This window comes from Maribacter luteocoastalis (genome assembly GCF_048890225.1).
In the GTDB taxonomy this organism is placed as follows: domain Bacteria; phylum Bacteroidota; class Bacteroidia; order Flavobacteriales; family Flavobacteriaceae; genus Maribacter; species Maribacter luteocoastalis.
This window is the reverse complement of record NZ_JBMFZG010000003.1, coordinates 541386-565850: the sequence shown is the minus strand read 5'-3', so window position 1 is coordinate 565850 and position 24465 is coordinate 541386. Positions and strand designations below refer to the sequence as shown.

The window sequence follows — 24465 nt, the reverse complement described above, 5'->3', positions numbered from 1 at the left end:
CTAATAATTAATTTATACTTCCCAACCTGGTCTGTAGTTGCGTCCAACAAATTGGTTAGCCTCTTCTAGATTGGTTATTCTCATGTTTTCACCATCCCATAATAATTTTTTGCGTGCAAAAAAGTCCATTTTACCTTCAGAATCTTCTTTTTGCAGCATATAACTTCTTATGGCCAAGTTACCCATTAAGACGGTCTCTGTCATAGGTCCTGCATAATCAAAAGAAGATGTTAGCCCTAAGTGCTCATCACTGCCAAAACCAGACTTACAAGCATCAACCCATCTTCGTTGGTGACCATATTCCGGCTCCAGGTTTTCTTCCACTTCTGGTCCAAATTCAGTAGTGCCATCATTTAAATATAATTTTGGCATTAATGGGGAGCTGTCATTGATATTCGTGGATATGATGCCTTTTTCCCCAATAATCAATACTCCATTGGCACTATTCTGACCTCCTATATCATCATTTGCGGGTATAATATCTGGGTGTGATGGCCTAATCCCACCATCACTCCAAGTCATTTCTATGGGTGACTTAGATTTTTCGGTTGCATCAAAATGCAGTGTAATAAATGACGATGGCGGACAACCCTCTGGATAATAATCTGGTGTCCACATTTTAGTAAAAACCGAACCAACACTGCATTCTGCATCTGTTGGATATTTTAAATTCAAGGTCCTGAATGGAATATCAATTAAATGACAGCCAACGTCACCTAAGGCTCCTGTGCCATAATCCCACCATCCTCGCCAGTTAAACGGATGCATATTAGGAATGTATGGCCTTTCCTTTGCAGGGCCAAGCCATAAGTCCCATTTTAAGGCATTTGGTTTAAGACTGTCATCGGGTTTAGACATTTCAACTCCTTGGGGCCAAACTGGCCTGTTGGTCCAAACTTGAACTTTGGAAATTGCACCAATGGCATCCTCATCAATCCATTTTTGCACCATTCCCAATAATGGATTGGATCCTCCCTGGTTTCCCATTTGTGTAACAATCTTGTTTGATCTAGCCATCTCCGTAAGTATTCTAGCTTCACGGATATTATGGGTCATCGGTTTTTGGACATATACATGTATACCTCTTTCCATGGCCCATTTGGCTGCAGGGCCATGCACATGGTCAGGGGTAGATATCGTTACGGCATCTATATTTTTTTTCTTATCAAGCATTACTCGAAAATCATCAAACAACTTTGCTTTTGGGAATGCCTCAACACTTTTGGCTGCAGAACCAGAAAAATCAACATCGCATAAAGCGACTACTCTTTCCCTTCCGCCAACAGATGCATTTACAATATCACTATGTCCTTTGCCGCCTGCACCTATGGCTGCCAAGTTTAATCTGTCACTTGGGGATATAAATCCGGGACCACCAAGTACATGTCTTGGCACTATGAAAATTGAAGAGGCTAGGGCACCTTTTTTAACGAAAGACCGTCTGCTTATGTGGTTGTTTTTTTTTACCGGTTTGCTCATTTTTTAATATAGGTTTACGTTTAAGTGGAATAATTAATCTTATTATGGTTATGAAGATAGTAAATAAACCAATTAAAGAATTAAGTACTTCGCAATCATGAAAAAACCAAGGGTGAAAATTCTTGAATTTTCACCCTTGGTTCAAACGATAGCCCATCACTTTGCAATATGACCGAAATAAATAGATTATTCTTCTGTTTCTATTTCTTTATGAGGTGTTTTATTCCTTTTCATTCGTAGATCAAAAAACTCTACCATTAACGAGAAAGCAATTGAAAAATAAAGGTATCCTTTAGGAATAGTGCCTACTTCATTACCAAAAACAATTAAATGGCTTAAGTGGGCCGACTCTGAAATCAACATAAAACCAATCAATATTAGAAACGAAAGCCCTAATATTTGTATTGACGGATGCCTGTTCACAAATTCACCAACAGGATTGGCAAACAACATCATTATCACTACAGATATCACAACCGCAACAATCATTAACACCAATGCGTCGTTTGGATTTGGGGAAATTCCATTCGTCATACCTATTGCAGTCAAAATTGAGTCAAAGGAGAAAACAATGTTTATTATGGTAATTTGAACAATGGCATTACTTAATGAGGTTGACCTCGCTTTTTTAACCTCCCTTTCATCATGGCCCTTATCCTCAACTTTTTCATGTATTTCTTTCGTACTCTTGTAAAGTAAAAAGAGCCCACCACCAAACAAAATAAGTGCTTGTCCACTAATTCCGCCACTTATCCAGTCGGCATCAATCATCCAAAAAGGTTTTTTCATTGACGTTAACAGTGAAATACCAAAAAGCAAAACAATACGCATTACCATGGCTAGAATAAGGCCAATATTCGTAGCCTTTTTTCTTTGGCCTCTTTCAAGTTTGCCAGCAGCAATGGATATAAAAATAATATTATCTATTCCTAGTACAATTTCTAGAAAAGTTAATGTCAACAACGCAATCCAGGCATCTGGACTTGTGAAAATTTCAAACATGTTATTTGGATTTAAATGCGGTACCAGTTTTAACTATTAATTTGCGATTAGGGTCTTTTATAGCGTTTGAATACTGAAAAGTATAGGAACTATCAGTAGTGCTTATTATCTTGTATTGAACACCGACCTTATTATTTAAATCTTGCAGGATGAATTCACAATCATTAATCCATCGGACACGTGCACTATCTATTTTTCCATCATAATAGTCTATACTGAAAGATTCATTTCTAATAAACTTACCTGACTTAACCGAATCGCCAATTTTATATTCAAAGGTAAATTCTCCTGTTTTAAATGAATTGCAATTTCTTTGTGGCTCATAACAAGACGCCAAAAGCAAAAACATAAAAAACACTAACAAGATTTTATATAACATACTCGCAAAATAAAGAAATTCGGAGTTAATTATAGAAGGATAAGCTAATATTTACTTGAAAAATAATCTTTGATTTTGCTTACCCATTTGGGTAATGGGTTGTAAAGGTTTGGTCCTTGTAAAAAATAACAATTCTTTCAATTTCAGACTTTGTAGATACGACGTTAGTGTCAGTGGCTTTTATTGCATCTTTTTCCTCTTTTACCCTAGAAGTGTATTCATATGCTGGGAAAGTGCCTTTGCCGTACAAAAGCCAATACAGATCAACTTCCTTGTAGACGTCAATCACCTTGGTTACAAACTCTAGACTAGGTTTGTTTCTACCTGTCAAAAGATGGGAAATTGAAGACCTCTGTACACCAATGGTATCGGCAAAGGCAGCAGCCGTCACTTGGTAAAAATTCATGATTTCCTCAATTCTTTTAATTACTGATTTCATTTCCATATCTGATTACAAAAATAAACAATATAGAGGCATCTTATAATTTAGTCTCAAGTTTAAATACATCATCAACCGTTATATTTTTACACAAATACTATATGTAAAAATGTCTTACTAACTGATTAATAGTATATTAAATTAATTAATTACTGCCGATTTACATTTGTTATTTTCAGTATTTTAAATCCTGTGAAAAATTGTATTTAACATTTTTAATTTGGTTACAATTGTAATTTTTAACTATTGTATTTTTGCAATTGATATTTTATTTTATGATTCTAGAAGATTTCGATTACGCCAACTTTAAAGTAAATGATGTACAGGGAAGGTATGTTACCAATCAACATATACTACCTTTTTTAAAGCAACTGGATTCAAGTTTTAATTTGGAGGTTATAGGTACATCGGTTAACCAAAATCCTATTTATGGGCTTACCGTTGGAAGTGGACCTATTAAAATATTAATGTGGTCACAGATGCATGGAAATGAATCTACAACGACCAAAGCCGTTTTAGATCTTTTACATTTTTTTGAATTAGAAAATGATAACGGTACGGAAATATTGTCTTCATGTACTTTGAAAATTATTCCAATACTAAACCCAGATGGGGCCGAAGCGTATACAAGAATCAATGCCAACGAGATTGACCTTAATAGGGATGCTCAAAAACGTACCCAACCAGAAAGTAGGGTGTTAAAATATATATATGATGAATTTAAACCTGATTACTGTTTTAATTTACATGATCAGCGTACCATTTTTAATGTTGGGAATACGGATAAACCTGCTACCATTTCATTTCTAGCCCCTGCTTTTGATGAGGATAGGAACAACTCTGAGTCCAGGGAGTTAAGCATGTTATTGATTGCTGCAATGAATTCCAAATTACAGACTATTATTAAAGGTCAGGTTGGCAGGTATGATGATAGCTTTAATTCTAATTGTGTGGGAGATGCTTTTCAAATGAGGCAAACACCAACAATTTTGTTCGAGGCTGGTCATTTTCCGGAAGATTATGCTAGGGAAAAAACTCGTGAATTAATCTTTTTGGCATTGACGGAAGTGATAATAAGAATTATCAACAATAGTGCAAATGATTTTTCTATAGAAGATTATCTCTCTATTCCCGAAAACAATAAGATGTTTTTCGATGTTCTTATTAAAAATGCACATATGATTGATTCTTCCTTAGAACATAATAGTAATATAGGAGTATTATTTAAGGAAGTATTGAAGATGGGAGAAATAGTTTTTAGCCCAACACTAGAAAAACAAGGACTATCAATTAATGAATATTTTGGGCATAAAACACTGGATTGCTCGGTTGAATCTGATATGGAATGGATGGCTCAAAATGGAATTTTAAAGCTTTTCTAAGCCTTTGTTTTTTATTTCTTTTACATCAAACTGCGCTAAACATTACATTTTCATTAAAAATATTTAAGATTCGTTACAATTAATTTTATAATTTTTTATTTTTGCTCAAAATTTAAGATAAATGGGAAAAGTTAAATTAGACGAAATAGATCACCAGATTCTGGATATGTTAATTGATAATACCAGAACTCCTTTTACAGATATTGCTAAAAAGCTTTTAATATCTGCTGGTACGGTGCATGTTAGAGTTAAGAAAATGGAAGAGGCCGGTATTATTAAAGGCTCCTCTTTAACATTGGATTATGTGAAGTTGGGTTACGCTTTTATAGCTTATGTTGGTATATTCTTAGAAAAAACACATCAAACTAAATTTGTGTTGGAAAGACTTAACCAAATACCAAATGTTACTATTGCACATATAACAACGGGTAAATTTAATATATTCTGTAAAATTAGGGCCAAGGATACAACCCATGCTAAAAATATTATTTTTAAAATAGATGATATTGATGGTATTAGTAGAACGGAGACAATGATATCATTAGAAGAGAGCTTCAATGATAAAAAGCGATTGATGCATACTATTTTTAATGAATTGTAAATATCCAGTCTAACCAATAAATTAAGCCTAATCTATATAGATTGGGCTTTTTTGTTACTTTATCTTATGAGAAAATCAGAATTACATTCTAGTGAATATGGATATTTTTATGCTACATATCTAAATGCTTTAGAAGATGTTGACTTATGTTCAGAACTTACCAATGGTAAACTAAAATTTGAACAATTTTTAAATACTTTGCCCTTAGGTAAATTATCATACAGGTATTCTGAAGGAAAATGGACCATAGAAGAAGTGTTACAACATATTATAGATTCAGAAAGGGTATTCCAGTATAGGGCTTTTCATTTTTCAAAAAATGACAGAACACCGTTACCAGGTTTTGAGCAAGACGATTATGTCTCGGAAAGCGAGCGGGGTAGAAATATAGAGGATATCTTACATGAATTTAATTCGGTAAGGAATTCAACTATTAGTTTATTTAAAGACTTGCCAAAAAATAAACTAAAAAGAATAGGTACTGCAAGTGGAATGCCATGGAGTGTTGCTGCATTGGGATTTGTTATCTGTGGTCACCAGCAGCATCACCTTAATATTCTTAAGGAAAGATATCTATATTATTGATTTAAATCTTAAAGTTCTTCCTCTTCCGAGGTAAAGTCAAAATTCATTTCAGAATTTAACTCTTCATCATTCATAATTGTTTCTGGAGTTTTAGATTCTAACTCTTTCTCCATATTTTCCTCAAAATTGGCAATAAAGTTGGATAAACTTTTACTGATTTTCACCAAGTACAAAGTATCCTCTGTACGCAATTCTACTGCTTCAACAATATCACCATTAATGTTTTTGAAACAAATGATATCCTCGTCACCATATCCATATGGGTAACTGTCTATTAATAAGGTTGCTAATTGGTGATCTAGCTTCTTATAATCTATTAATCTTCTGGTCATAACTGGTTAGGTTAAATAGGTTATTATTTCCTTGACCTAAGCTAGTTATTTTATGAATCTAACGTTCTAAAGAGTTGTGAAAAGCTATTTTTAGTATATGAAGTTTTTATTCACTGTAGTAAGCAAATGCTTCGGCAAATAATTGTGAATCAACGTTTACGTCAATTTCGGTATCTCCGATAGTTTTAAGCAACACAAAATTAATTTTACCATGGGCATTTTTCTTGTCATATTTTAACAACTCCAAAATCTTCTCTATGTCAAAATCTGTAAACTCCACTTTTGGGTAGTGCTCAAGAAAAGTACTTTTAATTTCCTCTAAATTGTCATGGGATAACCCTGTGAGTTTATAGGACAAATACCCTTCCAATATCATGCCGATACCTATGGCCTCACCATGCAAAAGAGTTTCCTTGGCTTCATTTTCTAGAAAATAAGATTCTATGGCATGACCAAGTGTATGGCCATAATTTAAGATCTTTCTTATATTTTGTTCTGTAGGGTCTTGTAAAACAACTTCATTTTTAATTTGTACCGATGTTAGAATTTGACTTTTTATTTCCGTAAGGTCATCGATTCTTTTTAGGGTGTTCCAGTACTTTTCATCTTTGATCAGTCCGTGTTTTAACATCTCTGCAAAACCGCTTTGCATTTGTCTATCTTCAAGAGTGTCTAGAAAATCAGATACAATAAGTACCATAACGGGTTGGTTGATCACCCCGATTTGATTTTTTAATGGACCGAGATCAACACCAGTTTTGCCTCCCACTGAGGCGTCTACCATTGAAAGCAGGGTAGTGGGCACATTAATAAAATCTATTCCCCTTTTAAAGGTAGATGCCACAAAACCACCCAAATCTGTTAGTACGCCGCCGCCTAAGTTTATGAGTAAACTTTTTCTATCTGCACCCAGCTCAGAAAGTGCTTCCCATACACCTACACAGGTTTCGATAGTTTTATTTATTTCTCCAGATTCAATCTCTATAATTTCATAATGATAGTCACCTGAAATTTGAGACATGAAGTTTGCAAGGCATAATTCATGGGTATTTTCATCTACCAAAATAAAAATAGTTGAGTATGCTTTTTTTACTAGATGGCTATTTAAAACATTAAAAGCAGTAGCGTTGAAATGAACCGAATATGAATCTGATACTATGGAATCCATTGAAAAAAGGTTGAATTGTGTCTTAGTTATATTATATTTTTTACGCAAAATAAAGGTAATTTTCAATGAAAGGAATATAAAAGGTGTGTTTATCTTTGATGCTTGTAGATATTATTACATATGGATAGGATTTTTGAGAATACGGCAACGGCATTTGCCCTAAAAACAGATTCTGAACTAGAAAGGGCATATTTTCTTTTTAAAATGATTGCGAATGAGCCCTTAGTGAAAATGGGCACATTAATGACCAATTTTGCAATAAAAGCACACCTCCCTGTGGAAGGATTGATTAGGGCAACCGTGTTTGATCATTTCTGTGGCGGTGTAAGTGAGGAAGATTGCTTGCCTATTGTAGATCGTATGTATGAAAAGGGTGTGTCTTCTGTTTTGGATTATTCCGTTGAAGGAAAGGAAGAGGAAGACCCATTTGATAATGCCACCAAAATGATTTTAAAAATTCTAGATTTTGTCAAGGAGAAAAAAGCTATCCCTTTTGCGGTGTTTAAACCTACCGGGTTTGGGCGTTTTGCATTATATCAAAAAGTAAGTGAGAAAAAAGATTTGACCAGTAATGAAAAAGCGGAATGGAGCCGTGTGGTCAGTAGATTTGACAGGGTATGTAAAAAAGCCCATGACCTTGAAGTTTCGCTATTAATTGATGGTGAGGAAAGTTGGATGCAACAAGCTGCTGACGACTTGGTCGAAGATATGATGCGAAAGTATAATAGTAAAAAAGCGATAGTTTTCAATACCTTACAAACCTATAGATGGGATAGATTGCCTTACCTCAAGGAATTGCACCAACGTGCAGTAAAGGATGGTTTTAAAGTAGGTGTAAAAGTAGTTCGTGGCGCATATATGGAAAAGGAAAATGATAGAGCCAAGGAAAAAGGGTATCCTTCACCAATTTGCGAATCTAAATTGGCAACAGATGAAAATTTCAATGATACAATTGCATATATGCTTAATGATTTGGATACATTTTCACTTTTTGCAGGAACCCATAATGAAAATAGTTGTTATAGGTTAATGGAGCTTATGGATGATAAAGGAATGGACAAAAACAATGAGAGCATTTGGTTTGGGCAATTGTACGGAATGAGTGACCATATTTCCTTTAATCTTGCTTCTGCTGGTTATAATGTGGCCAAATATTTGCCTTTTGGTCCAGTAAGGGATGTGATGCCTTATTTAATTAGAAGGGCTGAAGAAAATACATCTGTGGCCGGACAAACAAGTAGGGAACTATCTTTGCTTAAAAAAGAGCGAAAACGCAGAAAAATATAGGCTTATTGGGAATTATTGTATTTTTATAAGTTGTTGTATGATGGCCTCATTACTACAATTTTTGACTTCCATTTCAATTTCTTGATTATCCAAAATACCTTCAATCAAATAGGTTTTACATCCTACAGATTTAGTATCACTTCTGCCAAAATCTACTTCTCCTTGTGTAAGTATATAGTTAATATCTGTACTGTCAATTACCCTATCCTTCACTAAATCATTGACCTGGTCCGAATACACCAAGGGTTTAGACCTAATGTCTTTTAATGTTCTACAATTTGGAAAGTAACAAAAAGAAACACCTGTTTCTTCTGATTTCTTTTTAAGGAAAATTGTCAAGAATACAATCCCAATTGATAGTCCAAATAAATAAAATCCAAGACGCTTTAAAAAAGCCATATGTGTTGTAGTGAAATTAATTCCAAAATTATGGCTTTAATATTGATGTTGAAAGCAAGAACTATGTATTTCTAAAAAATAAGGAAGTTAATATCGCTGTATTGTAAATCAAACCACTCGCCAACAGATTTATTGGTTAATATCCCATGGTACATATATAGTCCGTTTCTTAGACCTTTATCGAACCTAAGAGAGTTTTCCAATCCGCCATCCTCACCAATCTTCAATAAATAGGGTGTGAAAATATTACTTATGGAAACCGTCGCCGTTTTTGGATACCTAGATGGTATGTTAGGGACCCCATAGTGTATAACCCCACATTTTTCTATGGTTGGCTTATTATGGGTTGTAATTTCACTTGTTTCAAAACAACCACCGGTATCTATACTTACGTCTATTACAACAGCACCTTTTTTCATGTGTTCTACCATGGTTCTAGTTACTATTACAGGCGACCTATCCTTACCCCTAGTGGCTCCAATGGCTACGTCACATCTTTTAAGTGCCTTTAGTAAATTTTTAGGCTGTATGGTAGAGGTGTACACGGTTTGTTTTAAATTGGTTTGTATTTTTCTAAGCTTGGTAATGGAATTGTCAAATACTTTAATATTTGCACCAAGTCCAATGGCTGATCTTGCCGCATATTCGCCTACGGTACCAGCGCCTATGATTACAACTTCTACCGGAGGCACTCCACTTATGTTGCCAAACATTAGTCCATTTCCCTTACTAGTGGCTGCCATAAGTTCAGCAGCAATAAGTACTGAAGAAATACCCGCAATTTCACTTAAAGAACGTACAGCAGGGTAGTTGCCATCTTCATCCCTTATATACTCAAAGGCAATGGCAGTAATCCGTTTCCTTGCAAGTTCCTCAAAATAGGTTTTATCTTGCGTTTTTATTTGTAATGCGGAAATAATGGTAGTTTGAGGATTAATCAAGCCTATTTCTGCCAAAGTAGGGGGTTCTACTTTTAATAACAGTGGGCATGAAAATACTTTTTTGGTATCGCGGGTAATTTCACCACCGGCATTTGTATAATCAATATCTGAAAAATGGGACCCTTCACCAGCACCAGCTTCAATTAAAACACGATGCCCGTTAGAAGTTATCGCATTTACTGCATCAGGTGTTAAACATATACGTTTTTCCTGAAATAAGTTTTCTTTTGGTAGGCCAATAAAGAGTTCGCCTTTTTGTTTAAAGACTTCTAGCTTTTCTTCTTGCGGAAGCAGTTGTTGCTTGCTAAAAGGTGATGTTGGTTGATTCATAAAAAATTATTGACTAACAGATAGGTGTTAGTGCTTCACCCAAATGTACAATTTTTAGGTAAAACTAGAATTTAATGAAAAATGTGGTGCTATGGAATAAAGTTTAAAACTTGAGATGAAGCCAGTTTTGGATTTTATACTGCCACTGTTTTAGCGAATTCTCTATGTTGTTAGTAGAAAGTTTTCTGTTTATTTCTTCTGAAAGTGATTCAAACTCTGTTTCATTATTGTCTCCGTTGGTTAAACCACTGCTTTCTCTGATCTCTTTTTTTGAGTTTAATTCTTGCAATTCCTCTTCCATGGCTTCCAAGTCTATGCCATGTACATATTTGTCATACAATTTAATACGAATAAAATATACAAAGGGGATGATCACCATACATATGGGAAGCACCCATAAAATGTTGGCACTATCTATTACTTCATCATAAACAAACCATTCTTCAAAAATTTGAAAGGCATACATCGCAATAGGGATTATCAAAATATGATACCACCAATCTTTTGACGTTAAAAACCATAAAACCATTAAATACAATGGGATTATTTTTCCCATCATAAACCACACATACGTAGAAACACTAGCAAAGCCATTACTTCCTATAGTTATTCCTAAGAAATTAAAACTAGCATTTTCTTCTTTTGGAAGGTAGTCATAGAATTTAAAAAGAAATGGAGCAATGGCTATTAGAAAAACAATTAATGACTCAATTATTATTTTTTTCTTGATTTTAACGTTCTTAGACATTCTTTTAGTTAACTCGTTAATAACAACCTTTTAACGAATAAATAAAGATTTAATTATAAAAAAAAGGGCAACTTTTTCAAATTGCCCTTTAAATCTACTCATATTGAGTACAATTATGCTCTACCACTAGGTTTGACCTCGCTTCTTTTAACACCATTAACATCATCGTTTACAGAAATTATAGGAGCAACAGTAGCCAAAAGAAAGATGCCTAATGCAATTGACGCTAAAAATGTTCTCTTGTTTTTCATTTTCGTTAGGGGTTTTTAGTTAGACAATCATTTGTTCTACCACAAACGTAAGAAATAATGGACAAACAAAATGTTTTTAAACGTTAAAATTGTGCATTTTAGCGATTAAACCGAGCATTTAATCGAAAATCGTGCTATTCGTCGAAAAAATGCAATAAAAATTATGTCAGACCGATATCCCCGAAATACAAAATATCTTCAGTTGTTGAAGTAAAATCAATAAAAAATTGATTAAAAAGTTAACTGCCTTGTAGTTGGGTTAATTATTTTAATGTTTATTTGGGAGCTATCAAGGGGAAGAAAACTAGGGATTTTTTCGGGCCATTCAATAAAAATCCAAGCATCAGATCTTAAATAGTCTTCGAAACCCATGTCTAAAGCTTCTGATTCATCCTTTAATCTATAAAAATCGAAGTGATAGGCAAGTAGATTATCATCCTTATCATGATATTCATTTACCAGTCCAAAAGTAGGGCTGCTGACATCATCTAAACTACCAAGTTCGCTTACAATGGCTTTTATTAAAGTGGTTTTGCCAGCTCCCATGGGAGCATTAAACGCAACAATTTTATTCGGTAAATTTTTAATCAATAAACTTGCTATTTCCACAAGGTCTTTTTCCTGATAGCTCTTCTCCATAATAAATTCATTTAGGATCCAAAACTACAAAAGGAATAATCATTTCCTCCAAAGAAACACCGCCATGTTGATATGTGTTTCTGTAGTAACTTACATAATGGTTGTAGTTATTTGGGTAAGCAAAGAACAAATCATTTTTGGCAAAAATATATGAACTGCTCATATTGATACTTGGCAGATAAATACTTTTAGGGTCTTTAGCGGCTATCACATCCTTATCCTCATAACTCAGGCTCCTACCTGTTTTGTATCGTAAATTAAGACTGGTATCCCGGTCGCCAACAACCTTAGAAGGTGCTTTTACGTTTATAGTCCCGTGGTCTGTGGTAATGATCAATTTTAAACCAAGAGTTTGTGCTTGCTGGATAATTTCTAGCATGGGAGAATTTTTAAACCAACTTTTTGTTAATGAACGGTATGCCTTATCATTGCTGGCCAATTCCTTTATTACCTCCATTTCAGTTTTGGAATGGGATAGCATATCAACAAAATTGTACACGATAACCGTTAAATCATTGTCTTTCTGAGATTTGAAATTCTGGGATAATTGTTTTCCTTGTTTAAGGCTACTGATTTTATGGTACTCCCATTTTAAGTCCATGCCCAATCTTCGTAATTGTTCTCCAAGAAATTTATCTTCAAAAAGATTTTTACCTCCTTCATCTGTATCGTTTTTCCACCAATCGGGATATTTTTTTTCCATATCCAGAGGTGTGAGTCCAGAGAAAATAGCATTTCTTGCATATTGTGTAGCTGTTGGCAGTATACTGAAATATGATTTTTCTTTTTGTTTTTTATAGAATGAACTAACAACGTCCTCAAAGGCATACCACTGATCATATCTCAAATTATCTACCACAATAAGCAATGATTTTTGGTCCTTTATTTCTGGTACTATCCAGTCTTTAAACAAGGTATGCGACATTACAGGCACATCATGGCTAGTGAACCAACCTGTGTAATTTTTATCTACAAATTTTCCAAATTGGTTATTTGCCTCTGTTTTTTGGGATTCTAAAATCTCAAACATACCACTATCCTCAATTTCTTCTAGTTGTAGTTCCCAGTATATTAGTTTCTTATAAAGTTCAACCCATTCTTCATAACTGTTTACCATTGACATATCCATAGCAATTTTACGGAATTCTTGTTGGTAATTACTAGTGGTTTTTTCAGAAACCAATCGAGAGTGATCCAAATTCTTTTTTAAAGAAAGTAGTATTTGGTTTGGATTAACTGGTTTTATTAAATAATCAGCTATTTTGGATCCAATGGCCTCTTCCATAATAAATTCTTCCTCACTTTTTGTAATCATTACAACAGGTAGGGAAGCATTATTTGTTTTAATTTCGCTTAAGGTTTCTAAACCGGAGATGCCCGGCATATTCTCATCAAGAAATACTATGTCAACGGTGGTTTTTTCTAATTCTTCAAGTGCTTCTTGACCACTTTGGCAGGTAATAACTTCATAATTCTTACTTTCTAAAAATAGGATGTGAGGTTTTAAAAGGTCTATTTCATCATCGACCCATAATATTTTTATTTTGTTCATAGTTGCAGTGATAGTGCTTATTCTAATTTATTCACAAGAAATTGGAGATAGAACACACCATAGTATCCCTAGTTATCTCAATTCATTTATATAACTTTGGGTCTGAAATTAATTGATTGAAACAGACCTTGAGTAAACCAAACAAGCTTAAAATATTTAATGATCCAATTTACGGATTTATTAGAATCCCAAACACACTCATATTTGATTTAATTGCTCATCCGTATTTCCAACGGCTTCGTAGAATTTCCCAAATGGGTCTTTCTTATTTGGTTTATCCAGGTGCCCACCATACAAGGTTTCACCACGCATTAGGAAGCATGTACTTAATGCAAAAATCTATTCAAGTGCTTCGTTTTAAGGATGTTGAAATTTCTAATGATGAGGAAAACGGACTTTTGGGGGCTATTCTTTTACACGATATTGGTCATGGACCTTTTTCCCATGCCATGGAACATAGTATAGTGGAAGGGATCAGCCATGAGTATATTTCGCTCCAATTTATGAATGAGTTAAATAAAATGTTTAACGGAAGTTTAACTGTTGCTATCTCAATTTTTACTGGAAACCATCCTAGAACCTTTTTAAACCAATTAGTGTCCAGTCAATTGGATATGGACCGATTGGATTATTTAAAAAGGGATAGTTTTTATACCGGAGTAGCTGAAGGAAACACCAATGCAGAGCGATTAATTACAATGTTAAATGTTGTTGATGATAAGCTGGTCGTGGAAGAAAAAGGCATTTATTCTGTTGAGAAATTTCTAATGGCAAGACGGTTTATGTATTGGCAGGTTTATTTGCACAAAACAGGGGTAGTTGCTGAGCAACTGCTCATAAAAATATTAAAGCGGGCTAGGCATGTGTTGGATCAAGGGGTTGACTTGAATGCGAGTAGTGCATTGATTTATTTTTTAAAAACACGAATTGACCAAGATAAATTTAATAATGAAACATTGGCTGTTTTTGCCAAATTAGATAATGTGGATATTTTATCTGCCATTAAGGAATGGCAAGAATCCAAGGATTTTGTGCTTTCTGAACTTTGTAAGATGATCGTTAATAGAAGGTTGCTCCATATTAAGGTTAAAAAAGAGCCAATTTCTAACGAAAAGATGAGGCTGAAAATGGAAAAAATCAAAGAACAACTTGGACTGAAGGATTTCGATGAAACATCTTACTTTGTTTTTACCGGAAAAATTGAGAACAAGGCCTATGATAGGGATAAACAAAATATTAATATCCTTAAAAAAAATGGCAAAATAGTGGATGTCGCCAAACTATCTGATCACTTAAATTTAAATGCATTGTCCAATACGGTAACTAAATATTATATCTGTTACCCAAAAGAGGCCGTTTAACTATTTTTCTTACTTTTGTGCCCATGGTATTTACAGCAGGTCAGATTGCAGGTATTTTAGAAGGTGAAGTACAGGGAAACCCAGAGATAGCCGTTCATAAACTTGCAAAGATAGAAGAGGGTGAAAAAGGCTCATTAACATTCTTGGCCAACCCTAAATACACTTCTTTTATATATAAGACAAAAGCTTCTGTCACTATTGTGAACAAAGACTTTATACCCGAACAGAATTTAACTACTACCTTGATTAAAGTAGAGGATGCATATAAATCATTTTCCAAATTACTGGAGTATTATAACCAGGTAAAGAATAATAAAATAGGAATTGAAGAACCAGTTTTTAAATCCGACACGGCAACTTATGGCCAAAATTTATACTTAGGTGCTTTTTCTTATTTGGGAAATAATGTAACTATTGGTAATAATGTAAAAATATACCCTAATGTATACATTGGTGACAATGTTAGCATTGGAAACAATGTAACTATTTTTGCAGGCGCAAAAATATATTCAGAAAGTATAATTGGCAATAATTGTGTTGTTCACAGTGGCGTTATCATTGGTGCAGATGGTTTTGGATTCGCCCCCAATGAAAATGGGGAGTTTACTAAAGTTCCACAAACAGGCAATGTGATTTTAGAGGACAACGTGGATGTTGGTGCTGGTACTACCATAGATCGTGCAACTTTAGGCTCTACAATTCTTAGAAAAGGGGTGAAATTGGATAATCAAATTCAAATTGCCCATAATGTTGAGATAGGGGAACACACAGTCATAGCTGCACAAACTGGTATTGCAGGTTCTACTAAAATTGGAAAACGCTGTATGATTGGTGGCCAAGTGGGCATCGTGGGCCATATTACGATAGGGAATAATGTTAAGATACAAGCGCAATCCGGTATAGGAAGAAATGTAAAGGATAATGAGGTATTGCAAGGTTCGCCAGCTTTGAATTATGGCGATTTTAATAAGTCTTATGTTCACTTTAAGAACTTACCCAAAATAATTAACAGAATCGACAACTTAGAAAAGTAGGGATTGACGATGAATACAACAAACAAGCAAAGAACTATTGAAAAAGCAACCTCTTTAACTGGAGTGGGCTTGCATACAGGTGAAAATGTAACTATTACATTTAAACCTGCACCAGAGAACCATGGTTACGCATTTAAGCGTATAGATTTGGAAGGTGAACCCATAATTGAGGCAGATGCCAATTATGTAGTCAATACGCAAAGAGGCACCAATCTTGAAAAGAGAGGTGTTAAAATACAAACGTCGGAACATGTATTAGCTGCCTTGGTAGGTTTGGAAATAGATAATGTCCTTATTGAGTTAGACTCTCCTGAACCACCAATAATGGATGGGTCATCCAAATTCTTTGTTGAAGCACTTGAAAACGCTGGCATATTGGAACAAGATGCTCTTAGGGAGGAGTACATTATTAAAGATGTAATCTCATTTAAGGATGAAGCTACCGGTAGTGAGATAACTGTGATTCCATCAGATGAATACCAAGTCACCACTATGGTGGATTTTGGCACCAAAGTTTTAGGGACGCAAAATGCCACTTTAGAGAAATTATCAGATTTTAAGACTGAAATAGCGGATGCACGTACCTTTAGTTTTCTGCATGAATTGGAAATGCTTTTGGAACATGGGTTAATTAAAGGTGGTGACCTTAACAACGCCATCGTCTATGTAGATAAAGAAATTTCTGAGGAAACCATGAAAAAGTTAGAGAAGGCTTTTAATAAAAAGAAACTCTCTGTTAAGCCAAATGGAATTCTTGACAACCTTACACTACATCAACCAAATGAAGCGGCACGTCACAAGTTATTGGATGTTATAGGCGATTTGGCATTGGCTGGCACTAGAATTAGGGGGAAAGTTATTGCTAACAAACCAGGGCATTATGTAAATACCCAATTCGCCAAAAAGCTTTCGAAGATAATTAAGATGGAGAAAAGGAACAATGTTCCTAAATATGATTTGCATGCTACCCCATTAATGGATGTTACCCAAATCATGAATATGTTACCACATAGGCCTCCTTTTTTATTGGTAGACAAGATTTTAGAATTATCTGACACCCATGTGGTTGGCGTGAAAAATGTAACCATGAACGAGCCTTTTTTTGTAGGACATTTTCCTGGGGCACCAGTAATGCCAGGGGTATTACAGGTTGAAGCTATGGCACAGACAGGGGGTATATTGGTATTAAGCACTGTACCAGACCCTGAGAACTACTTAACATTTTTCATGAAAATGGATAATGTGAAATTTAAAAGACAAGTATTACCTGGTGATACCTTGATTTTTAAATGTGATTTGATTACCCCTATTCGAAGAGGTATTTGTCACATGCAAGCGTATGCCTATGCTAACGGAAAATTGGTTTCAGAAGCGGAATTAATGGCGCAAATAGTAAAAACAAAAGAAGAAAAGTAAAATGAATCAACCGCTTGCTTATGTACATCCGGGTGCTAAAATCGCAAAAAATGTCGTAATAGAACCTTTTACCACAATTCATAATAATGTAACCATTGGTGAAGGTACTTGGATTGGTTCCAATGTAACTATTATGGAGGGTGCCAGAATAGGTAAAAATTGTAATATCTTTCCAGGAGCTGTTATTTCAGCGCCTCCCCAAGATTTAAAGTATGAAGGTGAGGATACTACGGTAGTTATAGGAAATGGAACAACCATACGCGAATGTGCGACTATCCATAAGGGTACCTCAGATCGCATGAAAACGGTAATAGGAGAAAATTGTTTAATTATGGCCTATTGCCATGTTGCCCATGATTGCTTAGTAGGTAATAACTGTATTTTTTCAAATAATTCTACATTAGCGGGCCATGTAACTATAGGCGATAATGTTATTTTGGCTGGGTTGGTGGCAGTGCATCAATTTGTTTCCATTGGTCAACATGCATTTGTTACAGGTGGTTCATTGGTAAGAAAGGATGTCCCCCCATATGTAAAGGCCGCAAGGGAACCTTTATCCTATGTTGGTATAAATTCTGTAGGTTTAAGAAGAAGGGGGTTTGTATCCGAAAAAATTAGGGAGATACAGAATATTTATAGAATTCTTTATCAAAAACACTATAACAATAGCCAGGCAGTGCAAATTTTGGAAGCTGAAATGGAGGCAACGCCAGAACGTGATGAGATTTTACAGTTTATTAGAGATTCCCAAAGAGGAATAATGAAAGGATATTTCAGTAATAATTAATAAGAAGATAATACGAGGGTTTTTTAGCATTTATAAATTCCCAATAAATTTAAATCAGATTTTATTAGCATGGCATCTACTTCAGATATTAGAAAAGGATTATGTATTAGATACAACAATGATATATATAAGATCATTGAGTTTTTGCACGTAAAACCAGGAAAAGGTCCTGCATTTGTGAGAACAAAATTAAGAAGCGTAACTTCCGGGAAAGTATTGGACAATACTTTTTCTGCAGGACACAAAATTGAGGATGTACGTGTAGAAACACGTTCTTACCAATTTTTATATGCAGAAGGTGAAACTTATCATTTTATGAATACAGATGATTATAATCAAATTATCCTACAAGAAAGTGCCTTGGATTCGCCAGGACTTTTAAAAGAAGGTGAAGTGGTTAAGATCATGTTCAACACAGAGGATAGTATGCCGTTATCTGTAGAAATGCCTGCAAGTGTTGTTTTGGAGGTTACTTATGCGGAACCGGGCGTTAAGGGAAATACGGCAACTAATGCAACTAAACCCGCAAAAGTAGAAACAGGGGCAGAAGTCAACGTGCCTTTGTTTATAAATGAGGGGGATAAGATTAAAATTGATACTTCTAGCGGTTCTTATATGGAGCGTGTTAAGGAATAAATTAAAGATTCATTGAAATTCCCAACTACTTTTACGCTGCAACAAATCTCTGAAATAATCGGGTCGGAGTTTGTTGGTGATACCAATTTCCCTATTCTTGGCATGAATGAAATTCATGTAGTGGAAGCTGGGGATATTGTATTTGTAGATCATCCAAAGTATTACGATAAAGCCTTGTCTTCCAAAGCTACAATTGTTTTAATTAATAAAAAGGTAGATTGTCCAGAAGGTAAGGCATTACTTATTTCCGATGACCCTTTTAGGGATTTTAACAAACTTACAGATTATTTCAAACCATTTGTAGTTTCCAATAAAAACATAGCAGATTCATCTAAAATTGGAAATGGTACTGTTTTGCAACCCAATGTTTTCATTGGTAATAATGTAATTATAGGCAATGATTGTACCATACATGCAAATGTTAGCATCTATGATAACTGTGTTATAGGTAATGGTGTTACCATCCATTCTGGAACCGTTATTGGGGCGGATGCTTTTTATTACAAAAACAGACCTAGTGGATTTGATAAATTAAAATCCGGCGGGCGTGTTGTAATTCAGGACCATGTTGATTTAGGTGCCCTTTGTACCATTGATCGTGGGGTAACTGGCGACACAACAATTGGGGAAGGCACTAAAATAGATAACCAAGTACATGTAGGTCATGACACGGTTATTGGTAAAAAATGCCTAATTGCCTCACAAACAGGAATTGCAGGGTGTGTAATCATTGAGGATGAAGTTACCTTATGGGGACAAGTAGGCACCAATAGTGGTATTACAATAGGGAAAAAGGCCGTAATTATGGGGCAAACAGGAGTTACCAAATCGGTTCCGGGCGGTAAAAGTTATTTTGGTACGCCCATAGAGGAATCTAGGGAAAAATTGAAACAATTGGCCTATACCAAAAAGATTCCGGATATAATTAAAAAACTTGAAAATAAATAAGGAGTAGAATACTTTAGTATTCTTTCACAAACATATATTTTTGCACAAAAGAAATAAAAACCAACTGTAGATATGAGCGTTTTAGTAAACAAGGATTCCAAAATAATTGTTCAAGGATTTACTGGAAGTGAAGGAACTTTCCATGCGGAACAGATGATAGAATATGGCACCAATATCGTTGGTGGTGTTACCCCAGGAAAAGGAGGTCAAGAACATTTAGGAAAGCCTGTTTTTAATACCGTTTCTGACGCCGTTGAAAAAGTTGGTGCAGATACCACTATTATTTTTGTTCCGCCCGCATTTGCTGCAGATGCTATCATGGAGGCCGCCAATGCCGGGATTAAAGTTATTATTACCATAACTGAAGGTATTCCAGTGGCTGATATGGTAATGGCTTCAAACTATATAAAAGATAAAGATTGTAGATTAATAGGACCTAACTGTCCAGGAGTAATTACCCCTGGTGAGGCCAAAGTGGGTATTATGCCAGGTTTTGTTTTTAAACGTGGTAAAGTAGGTATTGTATCGAAATCAGGAACATTAACCTATGAGGCCGCTGACCAAGTTGTTCGTCAAGGTTTGGGTATTACCACTGCAATTGGTATTGGAGGTGACCCAATAATTGGTACAACCACTAAAGAGGCTGTAGAATTGTTGATCAACGACCCAGAAACGGAATGTGTGGTTATGATAGGTGAGATTGGTGGTCAATTAGAGGCAGATGCCGCAAAATGGTATAAGGAAAGTGGTAGTAAAAAACCAGTGGTAGGCTTTATTGCAGGTGAGACCGCTCCTGCAGGACGTACCATGGGCCATGCAGGTGCTATCGTGGGTGGTAGTGATGATACTGCACAGGCAAAAAAGAAAATAATGAGAGAACACGGTATCCACGTTGTGGATTCCCCTGCTGAAATTGGATTAAAAGTAAAGGAAGTAATGGGTTAATAACTTCATGAATTCTATAAAATCCCGTCTTATGCGGGATTTTTTTTAGCCTATTTTTCAAACAAAACTTATATTTGGTAAACGACCTTACAAAGAGATAACTTATGAAATTGTTAGAAGGAAAGAACGTAATCATTACAGGAGCAAGCCGAGGAATTGGAAGAGGAATCGCAAAAGTATTTGCAGAACAAGGTGCAAATGTAGCCTTTACCTATAGCTCAAGTGAGGCACCTGCCTTGGAATTGGAAAAGGAATTAATTGCATTGGGTGTTAACGCTAAGGCCTATAAAAGTAATGCTGCAAGTTTTGATGAAGCCCAAGAGTTGGTAGATAACGTTTTGAAAGATTTTGATGGTGTTATAGACGTTCTTATAAATAATGCGGGAATTACAAAGGATAATCTCTTAATGCGCATGTCAGAGGCAGATTTTGACACAGTAATGGAAATAAATCTAAAATCTGTGTTTAACATGACCAAAGCCGTTCAAAGAACTATGTTGAAGCAGCGTAAAGGCTCCATCATAAATATGAGTAGTGTTGTTGGTGTTAAAGGAAATGCCGGTCAAACCAATTATGCCGCTTCAAAAGCTGGAATGATTGGATTTACCAAGTCCGTGGCTTTGGAACTTGGTTCTAGAAACATTCGTTGTAATGCTATTGCACCCGGTTTTATAGAAACAGAAATGACAGAAAAGTTGGATGAGAAAACCGTTCAAGGTTGGAGGGAAGGTATTCCTTTAAAACGTGGTGGTTCTACAGAAGATATAGCAAATGCATGCTTATTTTTTGCCTCGGACCTGTCTGCCTATGTAACCGGTCAGGTTCTTAATGTAGATGGCGGCATGCTTACCTAAGCGATAAAATACTTGTTGGCCAAATTGTTGCAATTGGTTGTCTATTGCTTTCCAAAATTCATTTTAAATAATTTTAATGCAAACGGAAACGGTTTTATTGATAGGTCTTGCAATAGTGATTGCACTGTCAATAACACTATTTCAGTATTTTTTTAAGACTAAAAGAAAAGGGAGCTTAAGCATTGTACTTGCATTGTTAAGATTTCTAGGTGTTTTTGGAGTATTACTTTTATTGGTCAATCCTAAGCTTTCAAAGATATCCTATACCTTAGAAAAGCCGAATTTAGCTTTACTAATAGATAATACTGAATCTGTAAAGGAGGAAGGTAAGTTAATTGATAGTTTAGTTATGGCTATTCGGACGTCGGACAAGATATTGGAACGTTTCAATCTAGCCGTCTACCCATTTGGAGAAGAAATATCACTATCGGAGGAGCTAAGTTTTGATAATCAACATACAAATATTTATAAAGCCTTACAGACTTTAAAAGAAGTTCATGGAAAGCAGAATTTAGCCACTATTCTTATTTCTGATGGGAACCAGACTATTGGTAAGGATTATAGCATTGCCCAAGCATCTAATTCCTATCCGGTATATGCCGTTACTGTTGGGGATACAACAAAATTAGAAGATGTAAGTATTGGCATAATCAATACCAATACATATGCATTTCTAAATAATAAATTCCCATTGGAAACTTTTGTTAAGTATCAAGGAAAAGGAAATGTTACCGTGAAACTTACAGCGCATATTGACGATGATTTGGTAGCATCCCAAACCATAACATTATCACCAACCAACAATTTAAAAAGTATAAAATTACTATTAGATGCCAAAACTGTTGGTCTAAAAAGCATTAGGGTATCGGTATCCCAACTCCAGAACGAAAAGAATATAACCAATAATGTTAGAAAGGCATCTATTGAAGTAATTGACGAAAAAACCAATATTGCCATAATTTCACAGCTCTTACATCCAGATATAGGGGCCTTAAAAAAAGCAATAGAAAGCAATGAACAAAGGGAGGTACATATTTTAAAACCATCGGTACCTCTTACTGAGCTAACCGAAATAGACTTTTTTATTCTTTATCAGCCTAATTCTTCCTTTAGAGGAATTATGGAATATATAGATAAGAAGCAATCTAATCTCCTTTTAATTTCAGGACTTCATACCGATTACAATTTTTTAAACACCGTTCAAAGTGAATTCTTTATTGAAGATGGGTACCCTGAACAGGAAGTTTTTGGTAGTATCAATAGTGGTTTTACCAAATTTGATATTTCAGATTTTGATAGTACAGATTTCCCGCCATTATTAAGTAATACTGGAGCAACCGATATAAATGTTTCCAATGAGCTACTTATGAGTATGGAAATAAAGGGATTGGAACTAGACCAACCTTTGTTTGTGGTTACAGAAAAAGATTCGAATAAAAAAGCACTATTATTTGGTGAAGGCATTTGGAAGTGGAGGGTTCAATCTTTTAAGAATTCTGGCTCTTTTGATAATTTTGATACGTTTATTGGTAAGCTCTTGAGATATTTGGTAAGCAATACTAAAAGAGACAGGTTAAATCTAGAATATTCTAATGAATATGAAGGAAGGGGTTCTGTTTTTATTACTGCCAGTTACTTTGATGAAGCCTATAATTTTAATCCAAATGGGGTACTTACCATCTCAGTGGTTAATGCAGACACCAACAAAACCTCCAGTATGCCAATGATTCTTAAGAATGGCTACTATGAGGCGGACTTATCCAATCTTGACCCAGGAAAATATTCATTTAATGTAGCCGTTAAGAATGAGGATATTAACAAATCAGGAACATTTTTAATTTCTGATTTTAACGTTGAAAATCAATTTGTTTCCAGTAATTATGAAAAAATGATTGCGTTGACAAGGGCCACAACGGGCACACATTACTTTCCTTCGGAGATAAATGAATTGGTAGATAATCTTACTACTGACCAGCAATACCTTCCCACTCAGAAAAGCACAGAAAATATCGTATCTTTGATAGATTTTAAAACCCTTTTGGCGTTGATTATAGTGGTCTTTACAGCCGAGTGGTTTTTAAGAAAATATAATGGATTAATTTAAGAAAAACGTATGGATAAGTTACCAAAGATTGCATTACCTGCTCTTTTTATTTTTATAGTATTAGTTATTGGAATATCAAAATCTACCGTTACCATAGAATCGGGTCAAGCGGGTGTTTTATATAAAACTTTTGGGGATGGCGTTGTAACCGATGAACCACCTATGGGTGAAGGATTTCACTTAGTTGCGCCATGGAATAAGGTATTTATTTATGAAGTAAGACAACAAGAGGTTTTTGAGAAAATGAATGTTCTTTCAAGCAACGGATTGGATATTAAATTGGATGCGTCCGCATGGTTTCAGCCAAAATATGCCGATTTAGGCAAGCTACATCAAGAAAAAGGCGAAGATTATATTCAACGCGTACTGTTGCCAACTATTCGTTCGGCGGCGCGTTCGGTAGTAGGGAGATATACCCCAGAACAATTGTATTCAAGTAAGCGTGATGCTATACAGGCTGAAATTTATGAAGAAACTAAAAAAATTGTTGATGGCGAATACATACAGCTGAATGAAATACTTGTTAGGGATGTTACCTTACCACCAACTATTAAAGATGCAATTGAACGTAAATTAAAACAGGAACAAGAGTCTTTAGAGTATGAATTCCGTTTGGTTACTGCGTCTAAAGAAGCAGAGAAAGTGAGAATTGAGGCCCAAGGTAAAGCGGATGCGAATAGAATTCTTAGTGCCTCGTTAACAGATAAGATATTACAGGATAAAGGAATAGACGCTACCCTAGAACTTTCCAAGTCACCAAATACCAAAGTGGTTGTGGTTGGTAGTGGGGATTCTGGCTTGCCGTTAATTCTTGGAAATAACTAATTTTTAAAAATTGTTATTTTTCAAGATTATTCTTTTGTACG

General features: G+C 35.1%; 26 protein-coding genes. 14 read left to right on the top strand and 12 right to left on the bottom strand.

The genetic code is table 11. The features are described 5' to 3' along the window. Positions 1-12 precede the first annotated feature (12 nt). The 4 genes from ACOCEA_RS09790 to ACOCEA_RS09775 form a co-directional block, all read right to left on the bottom strand. On the bottom strand, positions 13-1479 hold the full coding sequence (locus tag ACOCEA_RS09790; protein ID WP_420756050.1) for a Gfo/Idh/MocA family protein: 1467 nt from the start codon (positions 1477-1479) through the stop codon (positions 13-15). A 186-nt stretch (positions 1480-1665) separates the two neighbouring features. Beyond that, a complete protein-coding gene (locus ACOCEA_RS09785; protein ID WP_420756049.1) occupies positions 1666-2481 on the bottom strand; it encodes a TerC family protein in 816 nt (271 codons plus the stop codon). 1 nt (position 2482) lies between these two features. Then, the gene (locus tag ACOCEA_RS09780) at positions 2483-2860 is read right to left on the bottom strand and encodes a hypothetical protein (protein ID WP_420756048.1); all 378 of its coding nucleotides are present in this window, start codon (positions 2858-2860) and stop codon (positions 2483-2485) included. A 79-nt stretch (positions 2861-2939) separates the two neighbouring features. Beyond that, positions 2940-3299: a helix-turn-helix transcriptional regulator gene (locus ACOCEA_RS09775; RefSeq protein ID WP_420756047.1), complete on the bottom strand. Its 360-nt coding sequence runs from the start codon at positions 3297-3299 to the stop codon at positions 2940-2942. Positions 3300-3574: 275 nt separating this feature from the next. Between ACOCEA_RS09775 and ACOCEA_RS09770 the strand changes: the two genes are divergently transcribed. The 3 genes from ACOCEA_RS09770 to ACOCEA_RS09760 all read left to right on the top strand — a co-directional run bounded on the left by ACOCEA_RS09770 (position 3575) and on the right by ACOCEA_RS09760 (position 5867). Further along, entirely contained in the window at positions 3575-4681 is a 1107-nt protein-coding gene (locus tag ACOCEA_RS09770) for a M14 family metallopeptidase (protein WP_420756046.1), read from the top strand. Between the two features lie 121 nt (positions 4682-4802). After that, positions 4803-5282, top strand: coding sequence for an Lrp/AsnC family transcriptional regulator (locus ACOCEA_RS09765; RefSeq protein ID WP_027066901.1), 480 nt, complete (start codon positions 4803-4805; stop codon positions 5280-5282). A 66-nt stretch (positions 5283-5348) separates the two neighbouring features. Continuing rightward, positions 5349-5867: a DinB family protein gene (locus ACOCEA_RS09760; RefSeq protein WP_420756045.1), complete on the top strand. Its 519-nt coding sequence runs from the start codon at positions 5349-5351 to the stop codon at positions 5865-5867. A gap of 8 nt (positions 5868-5875) precedes the next feature. Here the strand turns inward: ACOCEA_RS09760 and ACOCEA_RS09755 are convergent, their stop codons facing one another. Then, positions 5876-6199 carry a hypothetical protein gene (locus ACOCEA_RS09755; RefSeq protein ID WP_420756044.1) on the bottom strand — a complete coding sequence of 108 codons (324 nt, stop codon included), beginning with the start codon at positions 6197-6199 and terminating at the stop codon, positions 5876-5878. 106 nt (positions 6200-6305) lie between these two features. Next, on the bottom strand, positions 6306-7367 hold the full coding sequence (aroB, locus tag ACOCEA_RS09750) for a 3-dehydroquinate synthase (protein WP_420756043.1): 1062 nt from the start codon (positions 7365-7367) through the stop codon (positions 6306-6308). A 120-nt stretch (positions 7368-7487) separates the two neighbouring features. Here aroB and ACOCEA_RS09745 point away from each other — a divergent pair, with 120 nt between their 5' ends. Continuing rightward, positions 7488-8654, top strand: coding sequence for a proline dehydrogenase family protein (locus ACOCEA_RS09745; RefSeq protein ID WP_420756042.1), 1167 nt, complete (start codon positions 7488-7490; stop codon positions 8652-8654). 12 nt (positions 8655-8666) lie between these two features. Here the strand turns inward: ACOCEA_RS09745 and ACOCEA_RS09740 are convergent, their stop codons facing one another. The 6 genes from ACOCEA_RS09740 to porX all read right to left on the bottom strand — a co-directional run bounded on the left by ACOCEA_RS09740 (position 8667) and on the right by porX (position 13514). Further along, the gene (locus ACOCEA_RS09740) at positions 8667-9053 is read right to left on the bottom strand and encodes a DUF4258 domain-containing protein (RefSeq protein WP_420756041.1); all 387 of its coding nucleotides are present in this window, start codon (positions 9051-9053) and stop codon (positions 8667-8669) included. Positions 9054-9124: 71 nt separating this feature from the next. Then, positions 9125-10324 carry an alanine dehydrogenase gene (locus tag ACOCEA_RS09735; RefSeq protein ID WP_420756040.1) on the bottom strand — a complete coding sequence of 400 codons (1200 nt, stop codon included), beginning with the start codon at positions 10322-10324 and terminating at the stop codon, positions 9125-9127. A gap of 103 nt (positions 10325-10427) precedes the next feature. Continuing rightward, positions 10428-11072 (bottom strand): hypothetical protein, encoded by a 645-nt coding sequence (locus ACOCEA_RS09730; RefSeq protein WP_420756039.1) that lies wholly within the window; start codon positions 11070-11072, stop codon positions 10428-10430. 113 nt (positions 11073-11185) lie between these two features. Further along, positions 11186-11323 carry a hypothetical protein gene (locus tag ACOCEA_RS09725; protein WP_420756038.1) on the bottom strand — a complete coding sequence of 46 codons (138 nt, stop codon included), beginning with the start codon at positions 11321-11323 and terminating at the stop codon, positions 11186-11188. 231 nt (positions 11324-11554) lie between these two features. After that, positions 11555-11962: a tRNA (adenosine(37)-N6)-threonylcarbamoyltransferase complex ATPase subunit type 1 TsaE gene (gene tsaE / locus ACOCEA_RS09720; RefSeq protein ID WP_420756037.1), complete on the bottom strand. Its 408-nt coding sequence runs from the start codon at positions 11960-11962 to the stop codon at positions 11555-11557. A 7-nt stretch (positions 11963-11969) separates the two neighbouring features. Next, positions 11970-13514 carry a T9SS response regulator signal transducer PorX gene (gene porX / locus ACOCEA_RS09715; RefSeq protein WP_420756036.1) on the bottom strand — a complete coding sequence of 515 codons (1545 nt, stop codon included), beginning with the start codon at positions 13512-13514 and terminating at the stop codon, positions 11970-11972. Between the two features lie 128 nt (positions 13515-13642). Between porX and ACOCEA_RS09710 the strand changes: the two genes are divergently transcribed. The 10 genes from ACOCEA_RS09710 to ACOCEA_RS09665 all read left to right on the top strand — a co-directional run bounded on the left by ACOCEA_RS09710 (position 13643) and on the right by ACOCEA_RS09665 (position 24424). Further along, positions 13643-14875, top strand: coding sequence for an HD domain-containing protein (locus tag ACOCEA_RS09710; RefSeq protein WP_420756226.1), 1233 nt, complete (start codon positions 13643-13645; stop codon positions 14873-14875). 23 nt (positions 14876-14898) lie between these two features. After that, complete coding sequence (lpxD, locus tag ACOCEA_RS09705) at positions 14899-15909, top strand: UDP-3-O-(3-hydroxymyristoyl)glucosamine N-acyltransferase (protein WP_420756035.1); 1011 nt, start codon at positions 14899-14901, stop codon at positions 15907-15909. 9 nt (positions 15910-15918) lie between these two features. Continuing rightward, positions 15919-17325 (top strand): bifunctional UDP-3-O-[3-hydroxymyristoyl] N-acetylglucosamine deacetylase/3-hydroxyacyl-ACP dehydratase, encoded by a 1407-nt coding sequence (locus ACOCEA_RS09700; protein ID WP_420756034.1) that lies wholly within the window; start codon positions 15919-15921, stop codon positions 17323-17325. Between the two features lies 1 nt (position 17326). After that, a complete protein-coding gene (gene lpxA / locus ACOCEA_RS09695) occupies positions 17327-18112 on the top strand; it encodes an acyl-ACP--UDP-N-acetylglucosamine O-acyltransferase (RefSeq protein WP_420756033.1) in 786 nt (261 codons plus the stop codon). Positions 18113-18181: 69 nt separating this feature from the next. Beyond that, positions 18182-18748 (top strand): elongation factor P, encoded by a 567-nt coding sequence (gene efp, locus ACOCEA_RS09690; protein ID WP_420756032.1) that lies wholly within the window; start codon positions 18182-18184, stop codon positions 18746-18748. Positions 18749-18760: 12 nt separating this feature from the next. Then, positions 18761-19696 (top strand): UDP-3-O-(3-hydroxymyristoyl)glucosamine N-acyltransferase, encoded by a 936-nt coding sequence (locus ACOCEA_RS09685; protein WP_420756031.1) that lies wholly within the window; start codon positions 18761-18763, stop codon positions 19694-19696. 72 nt (positions 19697-19768) lie between these two features. Then, positions 19769-20641 (top strand): succinate--CoA ligase subunit alpha, encoded by an 873-nt coding sequence (gene sucD, locus ACOCEA_RS09680; RefSeq protein ID WP_420756030.1) that lies wholly within the window; start codon positions 19769-19771, stop codon positions 20639-20641. Positions 20642-20745: 104 nt separating this feature from the next. Continuing rightward, positions 20746-21495 (top strand): 3-oxoacyl-[acyl-carrier-protein] reductase, encoded by a 750-nt coding sequence (fabG, locus tag ACOCEA_RS09675; protein ID WP_420756029.1) that lies wholly within the window; start codon positions 20746-20748, stop codon positions 21493-21495. A gap of 76 nt (positions 21496-21571) precedes the next feature. Next, on the top strand, positions 21572-23599 hold the full coding sequence (locus tag ACOCEA_RS09670) for a vWA domain-containing protein (protein WP_420756028.1): 2028 nt from the start codon (positions 21572-21574) through the stop codon (positions 23597-23599). Positions 23600-23608: 9 nt separating this feature from the next. Next, positions 23609-24424, top strand: a complete 816-nt coding sequence (locus ACOCEA_RS09665) for a prohibitin family protein (RefSeq protein ID WP_420756027.1) — start codon at positions 23609-23611, stop codon at positions 24422-24424. Positions 24425-24465: the final 41 nt, after the last annotated feature.